Here is a 24,831-nt window from a genome sequence, read left to right as displayed (position 1 = left end):
CCTGAAAAAAACAAAAAGCTCGGCTCCCACTTTGGGAGACAAGCTTTTTGAGAGTTTTCGGTGAGTTCACCGAGGTTCTATCAATTCCGGCGCGTTTTTTTAGGCTGAGTTCCAATTAGGTGACTTCCCGGTTTCCCCCAGCGTTTACTTCTTTAAAAACGTCGCTTCAATGATGTCGACGAGGCCGGCGGCGTCGTTGATATCCAGGCAGGGGACGCCGATGTCAAAGGGGGTGTCCGAGGCGATAGCCACCAACTCCTCGGGGCTGCATAGCAGTTCCCGTTTCATGCAGGCGCGATAGACCTCGATCTTCCGTTTGTTGCCGCGCTTGTACCCTTCGGTGAGGATGAGGTCCACATCGACAATGCGGGAAATCACCTCGTCGAGAGACAGTTCCCGCCTTGTTTTTTCGATCATGGCCACCTTGTCAGGCGATGCGATGACAACCACATCGGCGCCGGCCTGGGCATGGCGCCAGGTGTCCTTGCCGGGCTTGTCGATGTCAAAGCCGTGCACGTCATGCTTGATCGTCGCGATCCGGTAGCCCCGGCGTTTCAGTTCCGGCAGCAGTTTTTCCAGCAGCGTCGTCTTGCCCGAGTCGGAGGTGCCGACGATGGATAGCACAGGGATGGTCTGCATGTTCGCGTTCTTCCCTTCTGATATGTAGTCGGGCGTCGGTATTACGCTAGGGATTGCCTTCGGTGTGTGATTACCTTCGGCGTGTCGATTCGCTTTAAATCAATTTGGTGCGGGCAAACCCCGCTTCGGCAGCCAGTACACAGTCATTTCCCGCCCTTCCGGCCAAGCATGGGCGCCGGCGGGGACCTCGACCAGGCAGTTGCTTTCCAAAAAAGAGCGCATGCCGCCGCACTTCTGGTTTTCCAGCAGGCTAACCCAAAGCCGTCCCTCCCGCTCTTCCGCCTTCGCCCATAGAAAGCCGCGCAGTCCCTTGCGTTTTTCCCAGGGAGTCGCCAGGAGAGCCGTCGACCGGGGTAAGCTCCATGTACGCCCCGACAACCGGGCGATGACGGGCGCCACCAGCAACAAGAAGAGGATGACCGCCCCCGCCGGGTTGCCTGACAAGCCGATCAAGAGCCGCTTTTCCGTAACGGCGGCGACGGCGGGCGCGCCGGGTCGCAGCGCCACCTTCCAGAAGAGCATCTCGGCGCCCATGTCGTGGAGGGCATCCTTGACCACATCGTAATCGCCGGCGGAAACGCCGCCGGTCGAGAGGATCATATCCACACCTGCGGCGAGACCGGCGCAAACGGCGGCGGCGACAGCCTCCCGCCGATCAGTCGCTGTCCCGAGCAGGACCGGCTCGCCCCCCGCCTCTCTGACGAGCGCCGCCAGCGCGTAGACGTTGGTGGGCCGGATTTTGCCCTGTGGCGGCCTTCCCTCGCCTTCCCAGAGTTCATCGCCTGTGGCAAAAAGTCCGATGCGCGGCTTTCGTCGCACAAGTACGGGGTCGTGACCCAGGGCGGCCAGCAGGCCCATCTCCGGCGCGCCGATGACCGTTCCCGCCGGGAGCGCCAATTCGCCCTGCCGGTACTCTTCGCCGCTGGGGGCGATGCCGTTTCCGGCTGTGACCGGCTGCCGGAAGGCGACGATGCCGCTCTCCGGTCCGGCGGCAGTCCACTCGTGACCGATGACGGCGTCGGCCCCCTCCGGCAGCGGCGCGCCGGTCATCACCTTGATCGTCCTCCCGGCCGTGATGGGCTGAGTCGCCTGGTAGCCGGCAGGAACCTCCTCTTGCAAAACCAGATAGACCGGCTCCGCCGGCGTCGCTCCGGCAAGGTCGGATGATAACAGGGCGTAACCGTCCAGGGCCGACCGGTCAAAGGCGGGAAGGGCTGTCTCCGCACGGATCGATTCGGCGATCGTCCGATCCTGGGCGTCGATCAGGGGCACGGCTTCTGCCGGAAGCGGCGCCGTCTTTTCGATGAGCAATGCCCGCGCTTCCTCCAGCGGGATCAGCACCTGGCCGTAGCGTCCGGCCTTACGCGCTTCTTCTTCCCTCACGGTTCACCCTCCTCCCCTCCGGTGATGCGCCAGGGATGGCTGTAGACGTTCATGCGTTTGCCCCGCACAAATCCCACGACGGTCATCCCCAACTGCTCGCCCAACCGGACAGCCAGGTCCGTCGGCGCCGAACGGGAGGCGATCAGGGGGATTCCCATCTTGGCCACCTTCAGCAGGATTTCCGATGAGATTCGGCCTGATGTGAGAAACAGTTTATCCGCTGTGGCGATCTTTTCGCGAAAACAGGCGCCGGCGATCTTGTCGGCGGCGTTATGGCGGCCGATGTCCTCGCGGTAGAGCAGAATCCGGTCGCCGTCACAGAGGGCTGCCGAATGGACGCCGCCCGTTTCGCGATAAAGGCCGGAGAGCGCCTGCATCTCGGCCATGCGGGCCAGGATTTGGTCTGCCGTGACGGCGGTCCCGGCAGCCTCGAGGCTGCGGGCGTGGCGGGCGTCGGTGACATCGTAGAAGGTCATGCCTTTGCCGCAACCGGTGGTGATGTAGCGCTTCATGAAGGTCTTGCCGGCTGTCAGGGCGCTCTCCGCTTCCACAAAGACCTGCCCGTTTTCATAGTCTCCCCGCAGGCCTTTCATTTGTTCCGCCCGCTGGAGAAAGCCCTCGGCGGCCAGAAAGCCGATCGCCAGGTCTTCCATATGTTCCGGGCTGGCCAGCAGGGTGACCAGTTCCTCGCCGTTGAGATAGAGGGTCAGCGGCCATTCCCGGACGAGCAATTCTTCCTGCTCCGCTCGTCCCTCCCCTTTCGTTGCGCCGGCCAAGATAGGCCCCGTCCAATCCGACCCGGTCACGCGCAAGGCCATGACTCGCTCGACCCGTCGATCCGCCTTTTCATCGACTCCTCTGCCGGTAAAAGGCATGGAAAGAGGCCCTTCCCGAGGCGACTGTTCTTCTTGTTTCAACCGTTCCTCTTGTTCCAACCGTTCCTCTCGTTCCATCCGTTCCGCCCCCTTCACCTCACCTTGTCCCTGCGTCCCGGTCCTCAGCCACCCCTTGGGCGGCCTCCAGATCAGCCGGTGTGTTGACATTGAAAAAAAACCGTTCGGGATCCCCCCATTGGCTCAACAGGGCTTCTCCGGCATAGCGGACGCGAACCTGGGGGTAGAAGGAGATGATCTTGCGGATGTTCCCACGCAGACAAGCCTCGATAGGGTTGATGCATGTTTTTGCGTAGACGGCGAAGAGTGGCTGCAGGTAGTCGCGCCATTGGGGAACGACCACGTCATAACCGGGCGCCAGTTCGAGCAGGGCTCGGGCCAGCGGCGCCTCAACAAAGGGCATGTCACAGGCGACGACGATATTGTTCCGGCAGTGGGAGGCGCTCAGGCCGGCATGGATGCCGCTCAAGGGTCCCTGGTCCGGGATGATGTCGCCTGTCAGCCGGACACCCAAGTGCCTATAATCGTCGGGGCAATTGGTCACGACGATGATCTCTGCCGTCACCGGCCTCAGTTTCTCGATGATCTGGGCAATGATGGCCTTCCCGTTGACGGCGACGAAAGCCTTGTTGCGGCCCATCCGGGAATTGCGTCCACCCGATAGGATGATGGCCGCTGCATCCATGATTCTTCCACTCCTCATCCCTTTCAAAAGGGATAAAGCTCCGGAGACCGCCGAAAACTAACAGCGGCGCGTGACAAACGGGAAGGGAGGCGGCGTATGGCGCGTCGTAGACCCGTCATGTCAGAGCAGCTCAAGTATGAACTAGCCCGGGAACTCGGCTTCGCCGATGTTGTGGAACGGGAAGGTTGGGGCGGCGTCACCACACGGAACGCCGGCAGCCTCGTCCGCGCCGCGATCGAACGGGCCGAACGCTCTGTGGCGACTCCCCACGCTTGACCGTCACGCGCCGGCCAGAGTGGAACACCAATTCCGCTCTGGCTTTGCCTTGTTTGCTCGACCGGAGAGGAGGAAGACGGCGAAGTGAAAAAGCACTGGCGCAACCTTACCTGGGCGCTGCCGTTCCTCTTGGCGGTCCTCGTCATATCGGTTCCCGCCTTGCGCCATCAAGTGTCTGTCGCCGTTAGGCTCCTGATGGAGGCCAACCTCGCGGAACTGAGGACCTTCGTCCTTTCCTTCGGCCTGGCCGCGCCCCTCGTTACCTTTTGCTTGATGTTGCTGCAAGCCTTTATCTCGCCGATTCCCTCGGTGGTCATCTTTTTGCTCAACGCCGCCCTCTTCGGCAACGCCTGGGGCTTGCTCCTCTCCTGGATCAGTTCCCTCGCCTCGGCCCTGCTCTGTTTCGGCTTGGCGCGGCGGCTCGGTCGGCCTTTCGTGTCCCAGTTTGTCCGCGAAGGCTTTTTGTCACGCATCGATGACTACCTATACGAGTACGGGCGGGCCGCCGTCCTTTTTTCCCGGGTGCTGCCTTTCATACCCTTTGATTTCACTTCATATGCCTTCGGCCTCACCCGCGTGGGCTGGTGGACCTTTGCCTGGGGAACGGCCATCGGCCAGACACCGGCCATCCTCTTTTACACCTTTTTGGGACACCAGGCCTTACACCCGCTCCAGTACGCCCTCTACTTCGGGCTCTGGATCTTGTCATTGATGGCGCTCACGCCGCTCCTCGGCAACTGGTTAACCCGCGCCGACGGCTCGCCCAGGCCCATGCCGGAAAAAGAAGAGGCGAAATAAGCGCCCAGGCCGAGGGAGAGCACTGATAGCAGAACGGCGCTCACTAGGGCTAGGTCGTACTGGCCGGGGTTGAAGAGATAGGGATAGATATCCCAGCGGTAATCGGCAAAGTCGTTGAAAAACACCCAGGCGGTCACGGCAGCCCAGACCCGCCGGGAGTAGCGCAGTCGCGGCCAGAACAAGAGCGCCTGAAGGGCCATGCCCAGGTGGGACAGGCCGAGCATCCAGTTCTCAAAGGTGGCTCCGGCGGTAAGGGCCGCGTCGATGTTGATGATCACCGCCCAGAGTCCGTACTTGACCAGCACGACTGGCGCCAGGCACTCCAGCCAGGGCCAGCGGATGCCCAGGAGCAGCAACGCCAGCAGGAGGGTGAAATCTCCCGAGGCGAGGGGGCTGTCCGGCACGAGCGGCCAGTAGCGCAGAGGCGTCTCCGCCAGTTGCATGCGGTACCACCAGAAGCCATAGAGGGTGCCCACGAGGTTGACGGCAACCAACGCCGTCATCGCCGTCGAGGAAAAGATCCAGGAAACCAGGGGATGGTCCTGCCATTTGCGTTGGTTTGTCATCTTTTCAATCATCGTTTCTATCATCGCTCCCCCCTCAGTCGATGCTAAACCGTTCCACCCGGAGCAATCGCTTATAATCATCAAAAAGAACGACGCTGCCCCGGCGCTCATCTTTCGGCTTTCCCACAGAGCCGACGCCGATGATGTAGCGGCTCTTCGCCTCGAGGGTATAGAGGCCCGTCTCCGGCAGCCTAACCGTCTCTACGTCGCCGTCGTCCCGGCTGGCAAAGGCGGTGACCCGGTGCTCATGGCCGTGAAAACAGATGGAAAAATCACGGACCCGGAAGTTTCGCCAGGCCGCTTCCTCTCCGTTCACCCGTTCATGGAGAGGATCGCGGGGACCGCCGTGGACGAAGAGCAGGTCGCCTTCCATGATTTCCTCCGGCCAGGCCGCATAATAATCCCAGAGCGAAGCTGCGATCTCGGGCGGCCGCCTGTGGGCCAACATGTAGGCGTCACAATTTCCGCGCACCGCCAGCGCGCCCTCAGCCGCCAAGGCCTGCAAGCACTCGGGCATGCCTTCGATGTCACGATATCCTGGAACGTCGCCGAGAAAAACGATGCGGTCTACATCCTGCAGCAGGCGCAACGCCTTTTGCAAGGCCTCCGGTTTTCCGTGAACATCGGCGAGGATTCCGTATCGCATGGTCCACTCTCCTTCCCGGCTGAAGGCCTACAGGTCGGCAAAGGGGTCCTGGCTCTCCCCATGGACGATCACCTGGATAGCCGCCTTTTCCCGAGACGCCGTCTCTTTGATGTAGGCGGCCAGCACTTCCAGAACAGGCCGTTCCGTGGCGAAATGACCGGCGTCAAGGACGTCGAGCCCCAGGGACTGGGCCGACTGGGCTTCATGATACTTCATGTCGCCCGTGACCAGCACCTGAGCGCCCTTGAAATGGGCGCGGGCGATGACCGATGCGCCGGAACCGCCGCAGACGGCGATCTTCTCGATGAGCCGTCCCTTGTCGGCGCCGGTCCAGCGGACCCGAGTGATGGCAAGGCTCTGTTTGATCCGATCGGCCAATGCTTCTATCGTCACCGGTTGGCGCAAACGGCCGATGCGGCCGAGGCCGGTTTTTTCGCCGGTATTGAGCAAGGGGTAGAGGTCGTAGGCGACCTCTTCGTAGGGGTGGGCCTTTAACATTGCCTTGATGACCCGGTTCAAGGCTTTTTTGGGGACGATCGTCTCTAAACGAAGTTCTTCCACCTCTTCGAGGACGCCTTTGGCGCCGATAAAGGGATTCGTGCCTTCGAGGGGCAAAAAGGTTCCCCGCCCGGCGCTGCGAAAGCTGCAATGGGAGTAGTTTCCGATATGTCCGGCGCCGGCTTCGCCCATGGCCTGGCGGACCGCCGCCTCATGCTCGACAGGGACGAAGACGACGATCTTGACCAGTTCCTCCTGTTTGTCGTCAAAGAGCGGTTCTGCCGCCTCAAGGCCGAGTCGCTGCGCCAGGATGTCGTTGACGCCTCCCCGGGCCGAATCCAGGTTGGTATGGGCGGCGTAGACCTGCAGATCATGGTCGATGATGGCCTTGAGTAGCCGTCCCTGCGGCTGGTCCCAGCGCAATGTCCGGATCGGTTTAAACAACAAGGGGTGGTGGGACAGGATCATCTGGCAGCCCTGTTCCGCCGCCGCCTGGACCACCTTTTCGTCTACATCAAGGGCGACATAGATCCTCTCCACGGGGCGAGAGGGATCGCCCAACTGGAGCCCCACATTATCCCAGTCTTCCGCCAGCCCCTTCGGGGCCAGACGTTCAATCCACTCGATTATCCGCGCGCAGGCGATAGCCATGCCCTCACCCTTTCCAACGCCTTGATGCGTGATTCGATCCGCTCCAGTTTCGCCTCGTCCGGCTGCCGCGCCTTGGCGATGCCCGCCAGCGCCCGCCTTTCACGCTCGATCCGCTTTTCCACGACCGGGAGCAGCAGCGGGTGTTTCCGCGCCAGGAGCAGGGGGCCGAGATCCCAGTAGAGTTCCTCGACTGCTGCGTTCTCTTCGGAGCCGAAGATGGCTTTTCGGGTATCGTTATCTGCTTCCGCCGGCTCCAGCACGATCACTTCATAGATGCGCGGCCCTTCGGCCACCAGATCCTCATCGATGATCCGCCATCCCCGGTGATGGAGCCAGCGACGCAGTTCGCCGGCGCCTTCCAGCGGCTGCAGGATGAGACGGCTCACACCGGCCAACTTGCCGGCGGCGTCTCCCTCCGTTAAGATGGTCTGCATGGTTCCGCCGCCCATGCCGGCGATGACGATGGCGACGACCTCACGGGGTTGCAACGGCGCGAGCCCGTCGCCCGCCCGGATGTCGACCCTGTCTTTGACGCCGTAGGCGGCCACGTGCAGGCGCGCCGCTTCCAGCGGACCGGGATGGACATCAACCCCTACCGCATAAGGGACGATGCCGGTTTTAACCAGGTGGACGGGGATATAGGCGTGATCGGTGCCGATGTCGGCGATGGGCTGACCTGGCGGCGCTGCCGCCGCCAACCGCTGCAAACGAGGGCTCAGTTCCAACAGAATCCATCCTTCGCGATCGTCATTTCTTATCAGTTGCTTTTCAAAAAAACAAAAACCCGTCTGCCGGTCAGGCAAACGGGCGATTTGCATATGTGGTGGGCCCACCAGGGATCGAACCTGGGACCAACCGGTTATGAGCCGGCCGCTCTACCGCTGAGCTATAGGCCCGTTCGACATCCCCAGAGGGGATGCCATAAAAAAGCGTCTATTCGATTATACGCGAAGACCAAGCCTCGGTCAATGATCCATTTTCCGCCAGTCGAGTCGTCAGTCCAGATAGTCCTTCAACTTCTTGCTCCGGCTGGGGTGGCGGAGCTTGCGCAGCGCCTTGGCCTCGATCTGGCGGATCCGCTCGCGGGTGACGCCGAACTCCTGGCCCACCTCTTCGAGGGTGCGGGAGCGACCGTCATCGAGTCCGAAGCGCAGGCGGAGCACCTTCATCTCCCGCGCCGTCAGTGTCTCCAGCACCTCTTCCAACTGCTCCTTGAGCAGGATGAAGGAGGCGGCCTCCGCCGGGGCCGGGGCGTCCTGGTCTTCGATGAAATCGCCCAGGTGGGAATCCTCTTCTTCACCGATGGGCGTTTCCAGGGAGACGGGCTCCTGGGCGATCTTCATGATCTCCCGCACCCGCTCGACGGGAATGTCCATCTCCTTGGCGATCTCCTCAGGCAACGGCTCCCTGCCGTACTCCTGAAGGAGTTGACGGGAGACGCGGATCAATTTGTTGATCGTCTCCACCATGTGGACGGGGATGCGGATCGTCCGCGCCTGGTCGGCGATGGCCCGCGTGATGGCCTGCCGGATCCACCAGGTGGCGTAGGTGGAGAACTTGTACCCTTTGCGGTAATCAAACTTCTCGACCGCCTTGATCAAGCCCAGGTTGCCTTCCTGGATCAGGTCGAGGAACAGCATGCCGCGGCCCACGTAGCGCTTGGCGATGGAAACAACAAGCCGCAGGTTGGCTTCGGCGAGACGGCGCTTGGCCGCCTCATCGCCTTCCTCCATCCGCTTGGCCAGGTCGATTTCCTCTTCCGCCGACAGCAGGGGCACCCGCCCGATCTCTTTGAGGTACATGCGGACAGGGTCGTCAATGCCCACACCTTCCGGCACGGACAAGTCGACTTCAATCTCTTCCTCTTCCCGGATGATTGGTTCTTCGGCCTTATCCAAGGATTCCGACTCGGTGTTCTCCGGCACCACATCGATTCCCATGTTGCCCAATTGCTCGTAGATATCATCGACTTGGTCTGCCGTCATCTCGACACCTTGCAGCGCGTCCATGATCTCCTGGTAGGTGAGGACCCCTTTTTTCTTCCCTTTGGCAATCAGGTCTTTTACTTTTTGTACTTGTTCTACCTGTTCTTCTTTCTGCTCTTCCTTCATCCGTGGTTCCCCCCCTTGTACCAGGGCCGTTGATCCAATCGACCGCCAAAAGGCATGGCGCCCTGTCTGCGCGCCGCCCGGTTGCGGGCTTGCTGTAACTTCGCTAGGCGTGGCAGCAAACGCTGCATCGCCTCCATTTCACCGCTCCGGGAGAAGGCGTCCACCTGGCTCTCCAGGCTGGCGATTTCTTCTGTCAACCATCCATAACGCAGTGTGTTGATGCAATCTTCTATCACCGGTTCCCGGCAGAGGATGTCCTCCACCAACAGCGCGCTCAGGTATCCCTTCGCGTTGTTCGTAGACAGACGTTCAGCCACCCGTCCGGTCAGGGAACCTCCGCCGCCTTCGTCAGATACAGCCGTCAAGGCGGCAAGGATTTCACCCAAGGGTTCCTCGGCGCGGGGGATTTCCTCGCCCAACCGTTCAAAGACCCAGCGGACCCGGTCCGGATCCTCGATCATCCAGTAAAGGAGATAGCGCCAGGCCTGTTCTTTTCGGTTTGCACTATGTTGTCGTCGCTCCGCCCCGCTCTCTGGCCCCGCAGTGGCGCCATCGACCGCCCCGGCATCGCCGGGCGCTGTGAACGCCGCCTGTGTCCCGGGATCCCCGGCACTCCAGGCAGGGGCAGAAGCAGAAATAGTATGTCTAATATTTTCCTTTCTCATCCCCGGCGCCCTGGCATTCCGGGCGTGTCCCCGGATCTCCTCCATCACCGCCGCCTCGGAGAGCCGCAACTCCCGGGCCAGCCACTGGATATTGGCCTCCTGTTCGACGGCGCTGGGCATGGCCAGCAAGAGGGATGTCAGTTCGCGAACAACGGACGCCTTGCCGGCGGCGGACGATAGGTCCTGCGCGGCGGCGGCGCGGGAATAGCAAAAGTTGAAAAAGGGCGGCGCCTGTTCCGCCGCCAGCCAAAAGCTGTCGGCGCCATGGCGCTGCAGGTACTCGTCAGGGTCCTTGCCTTCCGGCAGGGTCAGCACATGGATTTGCGCCCCCAGAGCGGTCAGGATCTCGCCGGCCTTCACCGTCGCTTCCATGCCGGCCCGGTCGCTGTCATAGCAGATCAGCACCCGCGGCCCGTAGCGGAGGAGCAATCGACCTTGCTCCGTCGTCATGGCTGTGCCAAGGCTGGCCACAGCCTGGCGGATGCCATGCTGGTGACAGGCGATGACATCCATGTACCCCTCGACCAGCACGGCCACCCCTTTTTCCCGGATGGCGGGACCGGCCTTGTTCAGGCCGTAGAGGTGCTGCCCCTTTTTGTAAAGGGGCGTTTCCGGCGAGTTGAGATACTTGGGAACCTCATCGTCTAAGACGCGGCCGCCGAAGGCGACCGGACGCCCTTGGGCGTCGAATATGGGAAAGATGATCCGGTTGCGGAAGCGGTCGTAGTGGCCCTCTCCCCCCTGGCGGGGCACGATCAGGCCGAACCGCTCCAATTCTTCCGGATTGTATCCTTCTTGCTGCAATCGGGTGGCGAGAAACTCCCAGCCAGGCGGGGCAAAGCCGAGTCCGAAATCGACGGCCACGCTGTCGCTCACGCCCCGGCGGCTCAGGTACTCCCGGGCCGGACGGGCCCGGCCGTCCTCTCGGAGACATTGGAAGTACAGTTCGACCGCTCGCTTGTGCAACGCCCGCCCGCGCTCGACAGCGGTACGCTGGGCCTGCTGGGTGGGCGTCAGTTTCTGTTCCGGGAGGGTGACGCCGGCGCGTTCCGCCAATTTTTTGAGGGTTTCGGGAAAGGTCAGGTTCTCACGGAGCATGACAAAGGTAAAGACATCGCCACCCGTGCCGCAACCGAAGCAATGAAAATATTGCTTATCCCGCGATACGGTAAAAGACGGTGTCTTTTCGGAGTGAAAGGGGCAGAGCCCGGCATACCGCCCGCCCTGCCGTTTCAGCGCCACGTAATCCGCCACAATTTCGACAATATCCAAACGATGGCGAATCTCATCGACGATCTGGGGATCTCGCAAAAACCATCACCCCATCATGCATTCGCCGTCTGGCGCTTAAATCCTTCTTCTTCCGCTTTGCGACAGCCTGAAATCCTTTCTTGTTATTCGCGGCGAAGTTGACATTTCCTCCAGAAATCCGACACTTTTTTGACGGTTCCTATGCGCCGGTTCCAGATCCTCTATATTATACCTACCCTCTGGGGGTTCTAATCCCAGCGACTGAGCCACGGTGAGGGCAGGAATAGTCGTTCATAGACCTTGACGGCAAAGCGATCGGTCATGCCTGAGATGTAATCGGCGACAGCACGTTCCATCCCCTGCGTTTCGATCATGTCCTGGTACTCCTGGGGCATAGCGCGCGGGTTGTACTTGAAGTAGCGGAACAGGGAAAAGATCAGTTCCTTCGCCTTGCTCTCTTCCGCCTTGGCCCGCGAACCGATATAGACCTCGTTGAACATGAAGCGCCGCAACTTGAGCGTCGCCTCTTCCACCTCCGGGCTGAGCCGGATCTCGGGCTGGTCCCAGGAGGCCTCCACCATGTCCATGACCATCCGGTTGATCCGGGAGCGGTGATTTCCCCCGAGGACATGGATGCAGTCTGCCGGCAGGTCGTCTTGGCTGATGATGCCGCCCCGGATGGCGTCGTCGATGTCATGGTTGATGTAGGCGAAGCGGTCGGCCCAGCGGACGATCTGCCCCTCGAGGGTGGCCGGTTTGCCGCTGCTGGAATGGTTGACGATGCCGTCGCGAACCTCCCAGGTCAGGTTTAATCCCACCCCTTGTTCCAACGTGTCGACGACACGCAGGCTCTGCCGGGCGTGGGAGAACCCCTCTTTCAGCGTCTTGTCGAGGGCGTCTTCGCCGGCATGACCAAAGGGGGTGTGGCCAAGGTCATGACCGAGGGCGATCGCTTCCGTCAGATCCTCATTGAGCCCCAGCGCCCGGGCGATGGTCCGGGCGATTTGTGACACCTCCAGGGTGTGGGTGAGGCGGGTGCGGAAGTGATCCCCTTCCGGCGAGATGAAGACCTGGGTCTTATGCTTCAGCCGACGGAAGGACTTTGAGTGGATGATCCGGTCGCGGTCGCGTTGGAAAGCGGTCCGCATGGCGCATTCCTCTTCCGGTTTCATCCGCCCCTTGCTGCGGGCGCTCTTGGCCGCATGGGGAGATAAGAGGTTCTCTTCCCGCCGTTCCAGTTCTTCCCGAAGAATCATGGTCCCACCTCACTCAACCGGGGTTTCCTTACCCCAGACTCCGACCAATCAGCAAATTCCGTCAACCCCTGGGCAGCCCTTTTTGCAGCCGTTCAACTTTTTTTCGCGGCGGCGGTTACAGCCTTTTCGTGGCAGTCGTTCAACCCTTTTTGAGAGAACGCTCGCGAGCCGCCTCGACAACCCGCCGACCGAGGATCCGCGCCCGCTTGAGCCCGTCGGCATCTGTGGCAGCCGGTTTTTGGGCCGAGGCGCCGAAGTGACCGCAGTCATTCTCAAGATAACCGTCGCCGACAAGGGTCATACCCTGTACGAGCATCATGTCATGGATCGCCCGCACCGTTGTCTCCTGGCCGCCGAAGCGCGCCGCGCCGCAGGTGACGGCGCCGCCGGGTTTGCCGATCCAAGCCTTATGCCCACGGACCTGGCGGGTCTTATCAAAAAAGGCCTTCAATTGGGCGCTCACCGTTCCGAAATAGACGGGGCTGCCGATAATCACGCCATCCGCGCCGGTGATCTCGGCGTAGGCCTTCTCCAGGGCGGTTCCCTGAAAGCAGGCGGCGGTGCAAGGCGTCGAACAGGCGGTGCAAAAGGGCCAGCGGGCGTCGGCCAGCGCCTCGGCGGCCTCGACCCGGATCACCTCTGCGCCAGCCTTCGCGATCTCCTCCGCCGCGGCATCGAGCAGCGCCGCCGTATTCCCTGTCCGGTTAGGGCTTCCGTTGACCAGAACGATCTTCATAAAGAACCGTTTCCCCTTTCGCATTTCACTTATAATAACTAATACCACCTAACCCCCTCGATTCCCTTCCGGAGGGGACAAGGAAAAAAGCCGGGCCTTTGTTCCCGGCTTTTTCTTTAGATGATGATGCAGATCAGACCGCCGTTGCCTTCGTTGACGATGCGCTGTAACGTCTCCTGCAACTTGCCCTGAACGTTTTCCGGCATCCGTTGGAGCTTGTTTTGGACGCCCTCCCGGACCAGGTCGTGCAGCGATTTTCCGAATATGTTGGATTCCCAGATCTTCTGGGGATTCTCCTCGAACTCTTCGAGGATGTAGCGGACCAGTTCCTCGCACTGCTTCTCCGTTCCGATGATGGGGGTGATCTCGGTGGTGATGTCGGCGCGGATGATGTGCAGCGACGGCGCGCTCGCTTTCAATTTGACGCCGAAGCGGTTCCCCTGTTTGATCAGTTCCGGCTCTTCCAGGTACATCTCTTCGAGGCTCGGGTTGACGACGCCGTATCCGTTCTGGCGCACATCCTCCAGTGCCGTCGACACCTTGTCATACTCGCGCTTGGCTTTGGACAGTTCCTTCATCAGCCGCAGCAGGTCATGCTCGCCGGTGATGGTGAAGCCGCTCTCTTCCTGGAGCACTGTGTAGAACATGTTGTCCGGCGCCGTCATTTCGATGGAGGCTGCGCCGGTCCCCAGGTTCATCTGCTGCAGGAAGACCTCTTCGACGAAATCGTACTCGCCCAGGGTCTCGACGGCGATGTCGATGTCGCGGAGCCGCTTCACTTGCGAGATCGTCTCCCGGACGGCGCTTTCGAATTTCTGCCGCAGCGGGTGTTTGACATCCAACTCCTCGATCCAGAGGGGCAGGTTGATGTTCACCTCGGTCACCGGGAACTCGTAGAGCGCTTCTTCGAGGAGCTTCAGGATGTCATCCTGGTTCAGTTCCGACACGTTCAGCGGCAAAACGGGCACCTGGTACTGGCCTTCGAGGGTGTAGGCCAGTTCCGCCGTCTCCCGCGAATGGGGCCGCATGGAGTTCAGGATGACGACAAAGGGCTTGTGCAGTTCCCGCAGTTCTTCAATCACCCGTTCCTCCGCTTCCATATAGGAATCGCGGGGCAGGTCGGTGATCGAGCCGTCGGTGGTGATGACGAGGCCGATGGTGGAGTGATCAGCGATCACCTTGCGCGTGCCGATCTCGGCTGCGTCCTGGAAAGGCATCTCCGCCTCCGCCCAGGGCGTCATGACCATCCGCGGCCCTTCCTCTTCCTCGTAGCCGAGGGCGCCTTCGACGGTGTAGCCGACACAGTCGACCATGCGGATCCGCATCTTGAGGCCGTTTTTGACGCCGATCTCCACCGCCTCATTGGGGATGAACTTCGGCTCCGTCGTCATAATCGTGCGCCCGGCGCCGGACTGCGGGAGCTCGTCGCGAGCCCGCTCCTTGTCATGGATGTTTTTGATGTTGGGCAACACGAGATGTTCCATAAATCGTTTGATAAAGGTGGACTTACCCGTGCGGACCGGGCCTACCACCCCGATATAGATGTCGCCTCCGGTGCGGTCACTGATATCACGGAAAATATCCAGTTTCTCCATCGCGGTTTTCCCCTCCTTATCGGACTGTTTTGCCCTGGCCGCTCGGTTGGGTCTACACCCCAAATATTTCCGTTGACAGGCCTTAACGCTAAAATTTATATGAGCCCATGCGTGTCCGTATGACTGTCAATGGCGGGGAAAACCGTATGCTGCCGCAAAGTCGAAAAACCTCTGCCAGAGGCCCCATTTGTATGGTTATGTTTCGGGGTTACGGGCTAGAACGAAAAAGAGCAGCACGAAAAAAAAGGCGCCCCCAGCTTCTCCCGCCGGTCGGGAGAACGCTGCGGGCGCCCCATCTGCCTATGTCTACACGAGCGTGTTTCACGGCTTTTACATCAGTCGATTTACCGCCCTGGCGACGGGGGCCAGTTCCTTCATCAACACCTCGAATCCCTCGGGATCAAGCGACTGGGGTCCGTCACAGAGCGCCCTGCAAGGCTCGGGATGAACCTCCACCAGCAGCCCGTCAGCGCCGGCGGCGACGGCGGCCTTTGACATGGACTTGACCAGACGCGATGCGCCGGTGGCATGACTGGGATCGACCAGGATGGGAAGATGAGAAAGCTCTTTCACCAGAGGGATGGCGCTCAGATCGAGGGTGTTGCGGGTCGCTGTTTCATAGGTGCGGATCCCCCGCTCACAGAGGATGACCTGGCTGTTTCCTTCCGAGAGGATGTATTCGGCGGCCATGAGCCACTCCTCGATGGTTGCCGATAGACCCCGCTTGAGGATGACGGGGATGCGGGCCCGACCGACCGCCTGGAGGAGACGGAAATTCTGCATGTTGCGCGCCCCGATCTGGACCATGTCGAGGTACTGGCTGGCCAATTCAAGGCTGGCCTCATCGATGACCTCGCTGACCGTGGGCAGACCGGCGAAACGGCCGGCGATGCGCATGATCTTCAGCCCCTCCTCCTCGAGTCCTTGGAAGGCGTAGGGCGATGTGCGCGGCTTGAAAGCGCCGCCGCGCAGGATCTTGCCGCCGCAGCGGCGCACCTCTTCGGCGGCCCGCATGACCTGTTCGACGCTCTCGATGGCGCAGGGACCGCCGATGACGGTGACGGCGTCGCCGCCAATAGCGACATCCTTGACATGAACGATTGTATTCTCTTCCTTCGCCTCCCGGCTGACCAGCTTGTAGGGGCGGCGGATGGGCACTACTTTTTCCACGCCTGCCAGTGTTTCCAAACCTAAGGAGGCGATGGCCTGGCGGTCGCCGACGGCGCCGATGACGATGCGGTTGACCCCGGTGATCATGTGGCCGGCGAAGCCGTACTCAGCGAGGATCTTATTGACTTTTTCGATTTGCGTCTGGGTGGCGTTGGGGGTCATGACGATGACCATGGGCGATTCCTCCTCTTTTTTGTCCCATTTAGGGGTCTTAATGAAACAAGGTTAGCCGTGCGAGGTGTGGGGTGGAGGGGCGCATTGGCCTGCGAGCTAAGGGCTGCGCGGCGGCTCACTCCGTTGCTCCGCTGGTCGCGCCAAAGGCTCTGGGGCTTTTCTGCATGTCGATGGCGCTCCCGACGCTGCGCAACTGCGCTCGCTGTTCGCCGCTCCGCCCAAACCGCTCGCAGACCAATGCGCCCCGGTTCCCCCTTCGGGCAACTCCCTCTGGGGCAACTCCCTCTGGGGCAACTCCCTTGGGCTTACCCCTTTTGGGTTAGCCCGTTGGGGTTAACCCTGTGAAAACAAAAAACCCGTAGCTGTCCCTTCCATAGGGACGAATGCTACGGGGCATCCGCGGTACCACCCTGGTTGACCGCACGAAAAAACGCGCGGCCCGCTCATTTAGAATAAGAGTACGGGAGAAACGAAACCGTTTAACTGCATAGGGTCAGGGATGAAACGGCGTGAGCAGCTTTTGGCTGAATCGGCTCTATCGGGCTAAACGGAACCGTCCGAACCAGCCCATCGCCAGAAACGCTGGTAAAAACAAAAAACGCCTTTCATCCCTTCAGGGACGAAAAGCGTTGTGCTCTCGCGTTACCACCCTGGTTGATCCTGCTTTTCCAAGGAAAAGACGGATCCACCTCCATGCAGAGTACGGGAACGTCGTTCCGATACTCCCTTCCTTGTAACGTCGGAAGTCTACGGCCTGACCTACGCGCCACGGCAACCAGGGGTTGCGGCGGTTTCAGCCGGCAGCTCCAGAGGGAACTTCAGTCTGTCATGCCATGAAAACGCTCTCAGTCTATGGCGTTTCCTCCCTGTAAGGCTGGGGCCGACCTACTTTTCTCTGTCATCGCTGATGCCATATTGAAGTTGAACTTACTCTACCATATGTTTTTTGGCAATGCAAGGGGATTGCCAAAATTAAATTTCCAGACTTTATTTTTTCCGGTCGGCTAATTCCAGCCCTCGACGCCTTCTTCCACCTCATGGGTCTTCAGACGGCCCATCAGGGTTCCGACGGCGTCAGCCGGAGAAGCGCCTTCAAAGAGCACGCGGTAACATTCTTCGGTGATCGGCATCTCGACACCCTTTTCCCGTGCTATCTGGTAGGCGGCGCGGGTTGTGCGGACGCCTTCCACGGTCTGGCCGACCAGGGCCAGCGACTCTTCCACCGACTTGCCCTTGCCCAGGAAACTGCCGAAGCGCATGTTCCGGGAGTGCTTGCTCGTGCAGGTGACGACGAGGTCACCGAGACCGGCCAGGCCGGCGAAGGTCGTTTCCCGGGCGCCCATGGCCGTGCCCAGGCGGATGATCTCGGCCAGACCGCGAGTGACGAGGGCGGCCTTCGTATTGTCGCCGAAACCGAGACCTTCGGCGACGCCGCAGGCCAGGGCGATGATGTTCTTCAAGGAACCGCCCAGTTCCAGACCGAGCAGGTCGGGGTTGGTATAGACGCGGAAATTGGGACGCATCAGCAGGTCCTGGGCCTGTTCGGCCACCGCCCGCTGTTCCGCCGACACGACGACCGTGGTGGGGATGTCCCGGGCCACCTCTTCGGCATGGCTGGGACCGGAGAGGACGACGACCCGATCAGCCAATTCCTTGGGCAGTTCTTCCCGCAGGATCTCCGAGGGCCGCTTCAGCGTCTCCGGTTCGATCCCCTTGGCGGTGCTGATGATCAGCACATCGCCCTGCACTCTTTCACGGATCAGCGCCGCCGTCTCCCGAAGGGCCGACGATGGAACGGCGAGCACAATCGTGGCGGCGTCTTTGAGGACCTCGTCCACATCGGCATGGGCGCGAACCTTGGCCGGCAAGAGAACGCCCGGCAGATAGCGGCGATTTTCCCGGTAGCTGTTGATATCCTTGGCCAGATCAACCCGGCGGGACCAGAGGTACACCTGTTTCCCCTGCTGCACCAGCAGGCGTCCCAGCGCGGTGCCCCAACTGCCGGCGCCGAGTACAGCGACTTTTTCCGATTGCATCTTGTGAATTTACCCCCTCGTCTATCTTTGCGTCATCTTTATTTATGTTGCTTGCGCGTGATGGGATTTTCTGTTCCCGCCAGCAGTCTGCGGATGTTGGAGGTGTGCCGGTAGATGACAAAAAGGGCTGTGACCAGAGCAAATAACTGGTAAGGAACCGGTTTGTCTAGAAAAAACATCAGCAACGGCAGCAACGCCGCCGCCGTCAGCGAACCGACGGAAACGTATTTTGTGAGAAACACCGCCAGCCCAAAGGCCAGCAGACAAATCAGCGTCACGTCGGGAACAAGCAATAGCACCACACCGGCGGCGCTGGCGACGCCCTTGCCGCCCTTGAATTTCATAAAGGGAGAAAAGGTGTGCCCCAGAATGGCGGCCAACCCGGCGATGACCGCCATCGTTTCGCCGTTGGCCAGTCCCAGCCAGGCGGCCAAGGCCCCTTTTCCCGCATCAAGGATGAGCGTCAAGGCGCCAAAGCCGGCCCCCAGCACCCGGAAGGCGTTGGTGGCGCCCACGTTGCCGCTGCCGTGTTGGCGGATGTCGATGCCGCGCAGTCTCCCGACAAGATAAGCAAAAGGGATCGACCCGAGGAAAAAAGCGAGCACAATCAGCCCAAGCGATGATGCGTTGATTATCGGGTTGATCATTGTGTTCATGGCTGCTCGGGTCCTTTCTAGTCCTTTTCCTTCTCGCGCTCACGGATGATGATCCGCATCGGGACGCCTTCAAAGCCGAAGGTCTCCCGGAAGCGGTTCTCCACATGGCGGCGATAGGAAAAATGGAACAAGTCTTCATCATTGACGAAAAAGACAAAGGTGGGCGGTTTTACCCCGGTTTGGGTCACAAAAAGGATCTTCAACCGCCGTCCCCGGTCTGTCGGCGCCGGCGTGACCCGCTGAATATCAGCCAGGAGTTCATTGATGACCGACGTGCTGATGCGGCGGGTGGCCTGTTCAGCGACGAAGTCGACCAGTTCCAGTATCTTCGGCAAACGCTGTTTCGTCAAGGCTGACACGTAGATCGTCGGAGCGTAGGCGAGAAAGCCCATTTCCGACCGGACGACCTTGTCGAAACGGTTCATCGTCTTGTCATCTTTGGGGACGAGGTCCCACTTGTTCAGGACGAGGACACAGGCCTTGCCCGCTTCATGGGCGTAGCCGGCGATCTTCTTATCCTGCTCGGTCACGCCCTGGGAGGCGTCGATGACCATGAGCACCACGTCGCTGCGATCGATGGCCCGCAAAGAGCGCATCACGCTGTAGCGCTCCACCGCCTCATCGATCTTCCCTTTGCGGCGCATGCCGGCCGTATCGATGAGGATGTAGCGCTTGTTGTCGCGGTCGAAAGCCGTGTCGATGGCGTCGCGCGTCGTTCCCGGGATGTCGGAAACGATGACCCGCTCCTGTCCCAGGATGGCGTTGACGAGAGACGACTTACCCACGTTCGGCCGCCCGATGACGGCGATCTTGATCGCATCCGGGTCCTCATCGTCGCCGTTGTTCTCCGGCAGGACAGCCACGACGGCGTCTAACAGGTCGCCCGTGTTCATGCCGTGGGAGGCCGAGATGGGGATGGGTTCTCCCAGGCCGAGGGAGTAAAAATCGAAATACCGCTCCCGTTGAGAGAAATCTTCGATCTTGTTGACAACGAGAAAGACAGGCTTCTTCGCCTTCCGTAAAATCGTGGCGACAGCCTCATCGTCAGCGGTGATCCCGCTCCGGCCATCGACCAGGAACAGGATGACGTCCGCCTCTTCCATGGCCGCTTCGGCCTGTTTATGGATGATCGCCGAAAAGGGATTTTCGCGATCGCCGAAGTCCAATCCGCCCGTGTCAACGACAGTGAATTCTCGATCCAGCCAGTTGGCGTCTCGGTACAAGCGGTCCCGGGTCACCCCAGGCTGGTCTTCTACAATAGCCACCCTGCCTCCGGTCAACCGGTTAAAGAGCGTCGATTTTCCCACATTCGGCCGCCCGACGATGGCCACAATCGGTTTTGCCATGGTTCCTCACCTTCTTCCCCGCTGATTCTCTCCGGGAAAAAGCGCCTCAAAGAGGGCGCCCCCGTCCGTATCTATGACCTCTACCGAGACGCCGTCAAGCGCCTCGGCGATGGCTTCCGCCGTTTCATCATCAAGGGTGACATCGCCCTCGGCCCGGAACATCACCGAAGGGAGCAGCACCCGATCGCCTTTTCGCGGCGGGTCGCCCAAACCGCGCAACGCGTCGATCACATCGCGCGCCGTCAGCAAACCGGCCACCGTGACGGTGGGGCCGAAGAACTTGTTCGACACGCCGATCAGCCGGATGCGCTCACGCGCATCAGTCAGCAGGTTGTCCAAAAAACGCTGTCCCGATAGGCCGGTAATGATAAAGGTGTGCGCACCCCTGCCCGGCAGGCTTCCTCCGCCGAGGGAATTTCCTTCCACGGCGCCCCCTGTTCCCCCTGACCGCTCGGCCGCCTCTTGCCAGTCTTCCCAAAAAAGGCGACAGAGTCCAACCCCATTTTCCAGTTGGGCAAAATCCTCATACACCTCAGCCGGTGGAAAGGGGATCCCGGCCAGGAGGTAAAACTCGTCAGCCGCAAAAAAAACCGATTCGCCCCGCTCCGCCAAGGCTCGCTCCTGCCAGGCGCCCACCTGATGGACGACCGTCTCCGCCTCGCCCGGTGTAAAGGGCCGGAGCGGGAACAGCCCCTCGCGGTGGCTCGTCAAACCGACAGGCACAACAGCAACACTGGCCAGCCCGTACCCGAGAGACCAGAGATCGGCCAGCGACTTTTCCAGCACAGCGCCATCGTTGAGGCCGGGGCAGCAGACGATCTGGGTGTGGACCTGGATCCTCGCCTCAGCCAACCGGCGCAAGCGATCCATGATCTCGCCGGCTCGGCGGTGCCGGAGCAACCGTTGGCGCGCCTCGGGGTCGGTCGCCTGCACAGAGATGTAGAGGGGGCTCAAGCGCAACGAGAGCAGGCGCTGAAAGTCCTCCTCCGAAAGATTGGTCAAGGTGATGAAATTGCCATGCCAGAAGGAATGGCGGTAATCGTCGTCTTTGGCATAGAGGGTAGGGCGCATCCCCGGCGGCATCTGGTCGACAAAACAAAAAAGACAGCGGTTCTGGCAACGCCGCAGGCCATCGAAGGCGGCCTCGGAAAAGCGGATGCCCAGATCGTCGTCCTCGTCCTTGTTCAACTCAATCTGCCGGATTTCCCCAGTAGCTTTGTCGAGGATCTCCAGACTGACGCAGGCGTCTCGAATATAAAAGCCATAATCCAACACGTCGTGGATGGCATGACCGTTGACAGCCACAATCCGGTCCCCCCGCCGCAGCCCGATACGGCTTGCCAGACCCGCCGGATCCAGGTCCTCAATCAAGCCGCCGACAGGTTTCACGGCCTAGGCCCCCTTATGTCCGTGATTCTTCTATCCATTATGACGGACTGGCACTCTTTCGTCAAGGAATCGGGTTCCAGCGCTGCCGCCAATCCCCTCGCCAGGGCGATGGATTCGCTGGCGATAAAGCTTTCAGGCAGCAGCACATCGACAGACCGGGGAGAGAGATGTTGACCCAGGCGACGCCCGGTGAGCAGGATCGGCGGACGATCCCCCTCTTGAATCGTTTGCTGCCAGCGGAGGGCAAAACCGAGGTTGGACCGGAGGCGGGGATGTCCTCGTTCCACAACCAGTTGCGCCTTGTGGCGGTCATGATCTGTCCCCCTCCATCCCCCCGCCGGGGACTGCCGGATCCGCACGATCGCTGCCGGCGACGCCATGGACGCCTCGCGAATGGACCGGGACGAACCGGCTTCTAGCCCGTCAGACAGGGTAACCCGGTAGCCCGCCTGTTCCAGCGCCCTCTCCCAGACAGCGGCGTGTCCATCGTCAAGGCCCGGTGTCAGCAGCGCGATGACCCCTTTTGCGCCATCCTGCGGCAAAAGCACACTCACAGGACAAAGCGCCCTATCCAGCACCGGGTCGGAAACTTCGCCGAGGGAAGCGGCGGTCGCAAAATTTCCATCGACCCGCCAGTACCTGCCCTGTGTATCGACCAGGCCGTCGCCCTTCTGCCAGGGCCAGCGGCAATCGCCCAGCCTTTCGCCGCTGTCAGCGACAACCGGTCGCCAGGATGCGCCTGCCGGAAGGGAGAACCGCTCCCCGCCGGATCGTTGAAAAAGCAGCCATGCCAGCGCGGCGAAAAGGCATAGGAAGAGAAAACCCGACACCAGCGAAGGCGCCGCGAAGAGCATGCCGCCGGCGCCGATGCCCTTATTCCGGCGGTCCATCATCCTGCTTCGGCTGCTTCAGTTCGCCCTGGCGGCTCTCGACACGCCGGAACAGGGGGATCGTCCGGGACAACCAGCGCATCCGCTCCACGCCGGCCTCCCGCAGTTTTTCCGGTTTCCACTCTCCTACCCGTTCCGACAGGGACGTAAGCAAGAAGATGAAAAAAGCCGACAGGACGATCCGGTCGTAGACGATGCCGCTCCCGAGGATGCCGGCCTTTTCGATGGGCGTCATCCCCCAGTGTTCATTGATAAACGGTCCGACCGTTTCTGCCAACACCGAACCGAGCAGCACCGCTGCAAGAGCGCCTCGGACCTCCACAGCGACCGTCGCGGCCCCTACTGCCCCCAGCAGGGTGAACAACCAGTGCCCGTCCCAAAGAAAGTGGTCCGATTCAACCCCCAGCACCTGCATCCCGATCAATCCCGACAGGGCGACGGTGGCGATGGCGAGCCAGAGCCGGCGCGCCTGCAAGGTCGTCTTTCCGATCAAGGCGAAGCCGAAGATGAGGGGAATGGCGATCCCACCGACGTTGATCCCCTCCCAAGGAAGATCCCAGCCGAGGGGAAGGTCCACAAAGAGAGCCAGCCACCAGAGCAGAAGCGCCAACAGGAGGGTTTTTCCCGAGAAACGAAGCCTCCGAACGATCCCATCACCCATTCCGAAGAAAAGAAGAATCATGGACAACAAAATCAACATGGCGCCGATCGGGTAACGCGGCAAAACGCTCACCTCCTCCCCTAGGTTGCCCGGGGAGGCGCGGTAACGATTCACAACTGAAAGCGTTTGCTGACGAGGCGCAACGCTTCACTCATCTGAAAGAGGTTGCCGATCGTATCGGTCACTTGATCGGTCCCCTCCTGCTGTTCCTGGCTGGCGGCGGCCACCTCCTCCGTTCCGGCGGCTGCTTCTTCGGAAAAACACTGCAGCTTTTCCACCGATTCGAGGATGTTTCGATTGCCTTGTTCCAAGTGATTCATCTGCAAAACGATCTGATTCACCTGCGTCACCAGACCTTCCGCTTTCACGCCGACGCCTGCGATTAACGCTGCCACCTGTTCCACCGTATGGCGTTCTTTCTCTGTGATCTCCCTGAGCGCCTCGGCGCTTCTCGCCACTTGAGCGATCTGCACACCGAGCGCCTCGACAGCCTTCGCTACTTTTTCCGCCTCCTCTGACGAGCGTTCCGCCAGCTTCCTCACTTCCCCAGAGACGACGGCAAAGCCGCGACCTGCTTCCCCTGCATGGGCCGCCTCGATGGCAGCGTTGAGCGCCAGCAGGTTTGTTTCTCCGGCAACAGCCGCAATAGTATCGACAAAAGTGTGAATCACCTGAGATCCGGCCAGCAGTTCCTTCACCGTCGCGCCGATGGCGCTGGCGGCTTCATGATTCATCCGGTTGACTGCCGTCAAGTCAGCCACCGCCTGCCGCCCCTGGCGGACCAACGCCAGGCTTTCCTGGGCGGCTTGATTCATCGCATCGGAGGCATCTTTCGTCGCGGCGACATCCATCCCGGCCCCCTGAACCGTCTCTACCTGCCGCTGCAGGTCGCCGGCCTGGCTCGCCGCCGCCGCCGCCACATGCTGGACTGCCCGGGCGATCTCCTCAGCCGAGCGGCTGATGTCATGACCGGCGCGGTCCAAATCCTTCGCCAACCCGTTGATGCCATCTGCCGAAGACTGTACCTGTTCGACAAGCGATCGAAGCCCCCTTTGCATGGTGTTGAGAGAACGGGTCAAGTCCCCCAGTTCATCCTGGCGATCACTTGACAGGGCTACCCGCAGATCGCCCTCGGCCAACTGGGCCATGGCGCTTTCCAGGCGCAGGATCGGTCCTGTGATTCTCCGTGAGTACAGCACGCCGACAATCAGCGCCAGGACCAGGAAGCCGAATGCGACGCCTCCGGACGCCCCCACCATGGAATTGCGGGCCTGCACCGCAGCGCTCCTGTCCTGTTCGAGCAGCAGGTGGGCAAGCAGCCTGCCGTTGTTGTCCATGATCGGCTTCACCATATATGCACGATCGCCCCGCAGGAGGCTCCTGGCTTCCTTCGCCTGTACATCAAGATCGGAAATTACGCCCATCGGATCGAAGGCCGATGTGGAGGCTGCCGATTTCCCCTCTTCGATGAGAGAGAAGTCAAGGCCCGTCAGCGCCTTGAGCAGAACCAGTTCATCTTTCATCAGCACCCCCGCTTGCAGGGTGCCGACGAGTTGCCCTTCATATCGAACCGGCACGACGCTGCGGATGCCCAGACCGGAGTTGCCTCGATCGATGCCATTGATTTTTTCGCCGGTGATTGCCTTGCCGATCAGGGCGTCTTTACTCTTATCATCGCCGAATTTTGTCGGATTGTGAGCCCGGTAGACCACCTTGCCCGCGAGGTCGCCCGCTTCCAGGACGTCGAATTTCATCCGTTCTTTCGTATAAGCAAAGAGGCGGGCCAAGTAAAGCCCTATCCGTTCCCGGTCTCCGCTCGCAAAAGCAGCCCCCAACTCAGGGTTTTCGGCCATCAGTTCC

Annotated in this window: 23 protein-coding genes and 1 tRNA gene; 2 read left to right on the top strand and 22 right to left on the bottom strand. The window is 60.8% G+C overall.

Annotation, left to right across the window (positions count from 1 at the left end):
* Window positions 1-144 precede the first annotated feature (144 nt).
* The 4 genes from mobB to mobA form a co-directional block, all read right to left on the bottom strand.
* On the bottom strand, window positions 145-639 hold the full coding sequence (gene mobB, locus GTO91_RS04045) for a molybdopterin-guanine dinucleotide biosynthesis protein B (RefSeq protein ID WP_161255240.1): 495 nt from the start codon (window positions 637-639) through the stop codon (window positions 145-147).
* 99 nt (window positions 640-738) lie between these two features.
* Window positions 739-2,022, bottom strand: coding sequence for a molybdopterin molybdotransferase MoeA (locus GTO91_RS04040; RefSeq protein ID WP_161255237.1), 1,284 nt, complete (start codon window positions 2,020-2,022; stop codon window positions 739-741).
* Window positions 2,019-2,975: a formate dehydrogenase accessory sulfurtransferase FdhD gene (gene fdhD / locus GTO91_RS04035; protein ID WP_235919100.1), complete on the bottom strand. Its 957-nt coding sequence runs from the start codon at window positions 2,973-2,975 to the stop codon at window positions 2,019-2,021. Before fdhD ends, GTO91_RS04040 begins: the two co-directional genes overlap by 4 nt.
* 19 nt (window positions 2,976-2,994) lie before the next feature.
* Complete coding sequence (gene mobA / locus GTO91_RS04030; protein ID WP_161255231.1) at window positions 2,995-3,600, bottom strand: molybdenum cofactor guanylyltransferase; 606 nt, start codon at window positions 3,598-3,600, stop codon at window positions 2,995-2,997.
* Window positions 3,601-3,696: 96 nt separating this feature from the next.
* Here mobA and GTO91_RS04025 point away from each other — a divergent pair, with 96 nt between their 5' ends.
* Both GTO91_RS04025 and GTO91_RS04020 read left to right on the top strand, forming a co-directional pair.
* A complete protein-coding gene (locus GTO91_RS04025) occupies window positions 3,697-3,876 on the top strand; it encodes a small, acid-soluble spore protein, alpha/beta type (protein WP_161255228.1) in 180 nt (59 codons plus the stop codon).
* A gap of 84 nt (window positions 3,877-3,960) precedes the next feature.
* Window positions 3,961-4,674, top strand: a complete 714-nt coding sequence (locus GTO91_RS04020) for a TVP38/TMEM64 family protein (protein ID WP_161255223.1) — start codon at window positions 3,961-3,963, stop codon at window positions 4,672-4,674.
* Here the strand turns inward: GTO91_RS04020 and GTO91_RS04015 are convergent.
* The 18 genes from GTO91_RS04015 to GTO91_RS03930 all read right to left on the bottom strand — a co-directional run bounded on the left by GTO91_RS04015 (window position 4,560) and on the right by GTO91_RS03930 (window position 24,824).
* The gene (locus GTO91_RS04015; RefSeq protein ID WP_161255220.1) at window positions 4,560-5,264 is read right to left on the bottom strand and encodes a DUF1405 domain-containing protein; all 705 of its coding nucleotides are present in this window, start codon (window positions 5,262-5,264) and stop codon (window positions 4,560-4,562) included. The two genes, GTO91_RS04020 and GTO91_RS04015, sit on opposite strands and share 115 nt — an antisense overlap.
* A 10-nt stretch (window positions 5,265-5,274) precedes the next feature.
* Window positions 5,275-5,886, bottom strand: a complete 612-nt coding sequence (locus tag GTO91_RS04010) for a metallophosphoesterase family protein (RefSeq protein WP_161255217.1) — start codon at window positions 5,884-5,886, stop codon at window positions 5,275-5,277.
* 27 nt (window positions 5,887-5,913) lie between these two features.
* Window positions 5,914-7,035: a Nif3-like dinuclear metal center hexameric protein gene (locus GTO91_RS04005; protein ID WP_161255214.1), complete on the bottom strand. Its 1,122-nt coding sequence runs from the start codon at window positions 7,033-7,035 to the stop codon at window positions 5,914-5,916.
* Window positions 7,011-7,760 carry a tRNA (adenine(22)-N(1))-methyltransferase gene (locus GTO91_RS04000; protein WP_161255211.1) on the bottom strand — a complete coding sequence of 250 codons (750 nt, stop codon included), beginning with the start codon at window positions 7,758-7,760 and terminating at the stop codon, window positions 7,011-7,013. The genes GTO91_RS04005 and GTO91_RS04000 overlap by 25 nt, the downstream gene beginning before the upstream one ends.
* Before the next feature lie 96 nt (window positions 7,761-7,856).
* A tRNA-Ile gene (locus GTO91_RS03995) sits at window positions 7,857-7,931 on the bottom strand.
* A 99-nt stretch (window positions 7,932-8,030) separates the two neighbouring features.
* A complete protein-coding gene (gene rpoD / locus GTO91_RS03990) occupies window positions 8,031-9,146 on the bottom strand; it encodes an RNA polymerase sigma factor RpoD (RefSeq protein ID WP_161255208.1) in 1,116 nt (371 codons plus the stop codon).
* Window positions 9,143-11,122, bottom strand: coding sequence for a DNA primase (gene dnaG, locus GTO91_RS03985; protein WP_161255205.1), 1,980 nt, complete (start codon window positions 11,120-11,122; stop codon window positions 9,143-9,145). The genes rpoD and dnaG overlap by 4 nt, the downstream gene beginning before the upstream one ends.
* Window positions 11,123-11,310: 188 nt before the next feature.
* Window positions 11,311-12,318, bottom strand: coding sequence for a deoxyguanosinetriphosphate triphosphohydrolase (locus tag GTO91_RS03980; protein WP_161255202.1), 1,008 nt, complete (start codon window positions 12,316-12,318; stop codon window positions 11,311-11,313).
* A 139-nt stretch (window positions 12,319-12,457) separates the two neighbouring features.
* The gene (locus GTO91_RS03975; RefSeq protein ID WP_161255199.1) at window positions 12,458-13,054 is read right to left on the bottom strand and encodes a flavodoxin family protein; all 597 of its coding nucleotides are present in this window, start codon (window positions 13,052-13,054) and stop codon (window positions 12,458-12,460) included.
* Window positions 13,055-13,170: 116 nt separating this feature from the next.
* The gene (gene spoIVA / locus GTO91_RS03970) at window positions 13,171-14,649 is read right to left on the bottom strand and encodes a stage IV sporulation protein A (RefSeq protein WP_161255196.1); all 1,479 of its coding nucleotides are present in this window, start codon (window positions 14,647-14,649) and stop codon (window positions 13,171-13,173) included.
* Window positions 14,650-14,979: 330 nt separating this feature from the next.
* A complete protein-coding gene (gene aroF / locus GTO91_RS03965) occupies window positions 14,980-15,993 on the bottom strand; it encodes a 3-deoxy-7-phosphoheptulonate synthase (RefSeq protein ID WP_161255193.1) in 1,014 nt (337 codons plus the stop codon).
* 1,004 nt (window positions 15,994-16,997) lie between these two features.
* Window positions 16,998-18,029 (bottom strand): NAD(P)H-dependent glycerol-3-phosphate dehydrogenase, encoded by a 1,032-nt coding sequence (locus GTO91_RS03960; protein ID WP_161255191.1) that lies wholly within the window; start codon window positions 18,027-18,029, stop codon window positions 16,998-17,000.
* 38 nt (window positions 18,030-18,067) lie between these two features.
* Window positions 18,068-18,676 carry a glycerol-3-phosphate 1-O-acyltransferase PlsY gene (gene plsY, locus GTO91_RS03955; RefSeq protein WP_161255885.1) on the bottom strand — a complete coding sequence of 203 codons (609 nt, stop codon included), beginning with the start codon at window positions 18,674-18,676 and terminating at the stop codon, window positions 18,068-18,070.
* 26 nt (window positions 18,677-18,702) lie between these two features.
* Window positions 18,703-20,031: a ribosome biogenesis GTPase Der gene (der, locus tag GTO91_RS03950; protein ID WP_161255188.1), complete on the bottom strand. Its 1,329-nt coding sequence runs from the start codon at window positions 20,029-20,031 to the stop codon at window positions 18,703-18,705.
* 6 nt (window positions 20,032-20,037) lie between these two features.
* Window positions 20,038-21,420 carry a DUF512 domain-containing protein gene (locus GTO91_RS03945; RefSeq protein WP_161255184.1) on the bottom strand — a complete coding sequence of 461 codons (1,383 nt, stop codon included), beginning with the start codon at window positions 21,418-21,420 and terminating at the stop codon, window positions 20,038-20,040.
* Window positions 21,417-22,310 carry a hypothetical protein gene (locus tag GTO91_RS03940; protein ID WP_161255182.1) on the bottom strand — a complete coding sequence of 298 codons (894 nt, stop codon included), beginning with the start codon at window positions 22,308-22,310 and terminating at the stop codon, window positions 21,417-21,419. Before GTO91_RS03940 ends, GTO91_RS03945 begins: the two co-directional genes overlap by 4 nt.
* Window positions 22,294-23,034: a hypothetical protein gene (locus tag GTO91_RS03935; RefSeq protein ID WP_161255180.1), complete on the bottom strand. Its 741-nt coding sequence runs from the start codon at window positions 23,032-23,034 to the stop codon at window positions 22,294-22,296. Before GTO91_RS03935 ends, GTO91_RS03940 begins: the two co-directional genes overlap by 17 nt.
* Window positions 23,035-23,081: 47 nt before the next feature.
* Complete coding sequence (locus GTO91_RS03930) at window positions 23,082-24,824, bottom strand: methyl-accepting chemotaxis protein (protein WP_235919134.1); 1,743 nt, start codon at window positions 24,822-24,824, stop codon at window positions 23,082-23,084.
* Between the last annotated feature and the right edge of the window lie 7 nt (window positions 24,825-24,831).

Source organism: Heliomicrobium undosum (assembly GCF_009877425.1).
GTDB classification, from domain to species: Bacteria; Bacillota; Desulfitobacteriia; order Heliobacteriales; family Heliobacteriaceae; genus Heliomicrobium; species Heliomicrobium undosum.
Note: the sequence above shows the minus strand (reverse complement) of the source record. Positions and strands in the feature narration are given on the sequence as shown.

Coding starts and splice junctions, on each gene's coding strand:
- mobB (WP_161255240.1), bottom strand. CDS start 639: ATGCAGACCATCCCTGTGCTATCCATCGTCGGCACCTCCGACTCGGGC.
- fdhD (WP_235919100.1), bottom strand. CDS start 2,975: ATGGAACGAGAGGAACGGTTGGAACAAGAGGAACGGTTGAAACAAGAA.
- mobA (WP_161255231.1), bottom strand. CDS start 3,600: ATGGATGCAGCGGCCATCATCCTATCGGGTGGACGCAATTCCCGGATG.
- GTO91_RS04025 (WP_161255228.1), top strand. CDS start 3,697: ATGGCGCGTCGTAGACCCGTCATGTCAGAGCAGCTCAAGTATGAACTA.
- GTO91_RS04015 (WP_161255220.1), bottom strand. CDS start 5,264: ATGATAGAAACGATGATTGAAAAGATGACAAACCAACGCAAATGGCAG.
- GTO91_RS04010 (WP_161255217.1), bottom strand. CDS start 5,886: ATGCGATACGGAATCCTCGCCGATGTTCACGGAAAACCGGAGGCCTTG.
- GTO91_RS04005 (WP_161255214.1), bottom strand. CDS start 7,035: ATGGCTATCGCCTGCGCGCGGATAATCGAGTGGATTGAACGTCTGGCC.
- rpoD (WP_161255208.1), bottom strand. CDS start 9,146: ATGAAGGAAGAGCAGAAAGAAGAACAGGTAGAACAAGTACAAAAAGTA.
- GTO91_RS03980 (WP_161255202.1), bottom strand. CDS start 12,318: ATGATTCTTCGGGAAGAACTGGAACGGCGGGAAGAGAACCTCTTATCT.
- GTO91_RS03975 (WP_161255199.1), bottom strand. CDS start 13,054: ATGAAGATCGTTCTGGTCAACGGAAGCCCTAACCGGACAGGGAATACG.
- spoIVA (WP_161255196.1), bottom strand. CDS start 14,649: ATGGAGAAACTGGATATTTTCCGTGATATCAGTGACCGCACCGGAGGC.
- aroF (WP_161255193.1), bottom strand. CDS start 15,993: ATGGTCATCGTCATGACCCCCAACGCCACCCAGACGCAAATCGAAAAA.
- GTO91_RS03960 (WP_161255191.1), bottom strand. CDS start 18,029: ATGCAATCGGAAAAAGTCGCTGTACTCGGCGCCGGCAGTTGGGGCACC.
- plsY (WP_161255885.1), bottom strand. CDS start 18,676: ATGATCAACCCGATAATCAACGCATCATCGCTTGGGCTGATTGTGCTC.
- der (WP_161255188.1), bottom strand. CDS start 20,031: ATGGCAAAACCGATTGTGGCCATCGTCGGGCGGCCGAATGTGGGAAAA.
- GTO91_RS03940 (WP_161255182.1), bottom strand. CDS start 22,310: ATGGACCGCCGGAATAAGGGCATCGGCGCCGGCGGCATGCTCTTCGCG.
- GTO91_RS03930 (WP_235919134.1), bottom strand. CDS start 24,824: ATGGCCGAAAACCCTGAGTTGGGGGCTGCTTTTGCGAGCGGAGACCGG.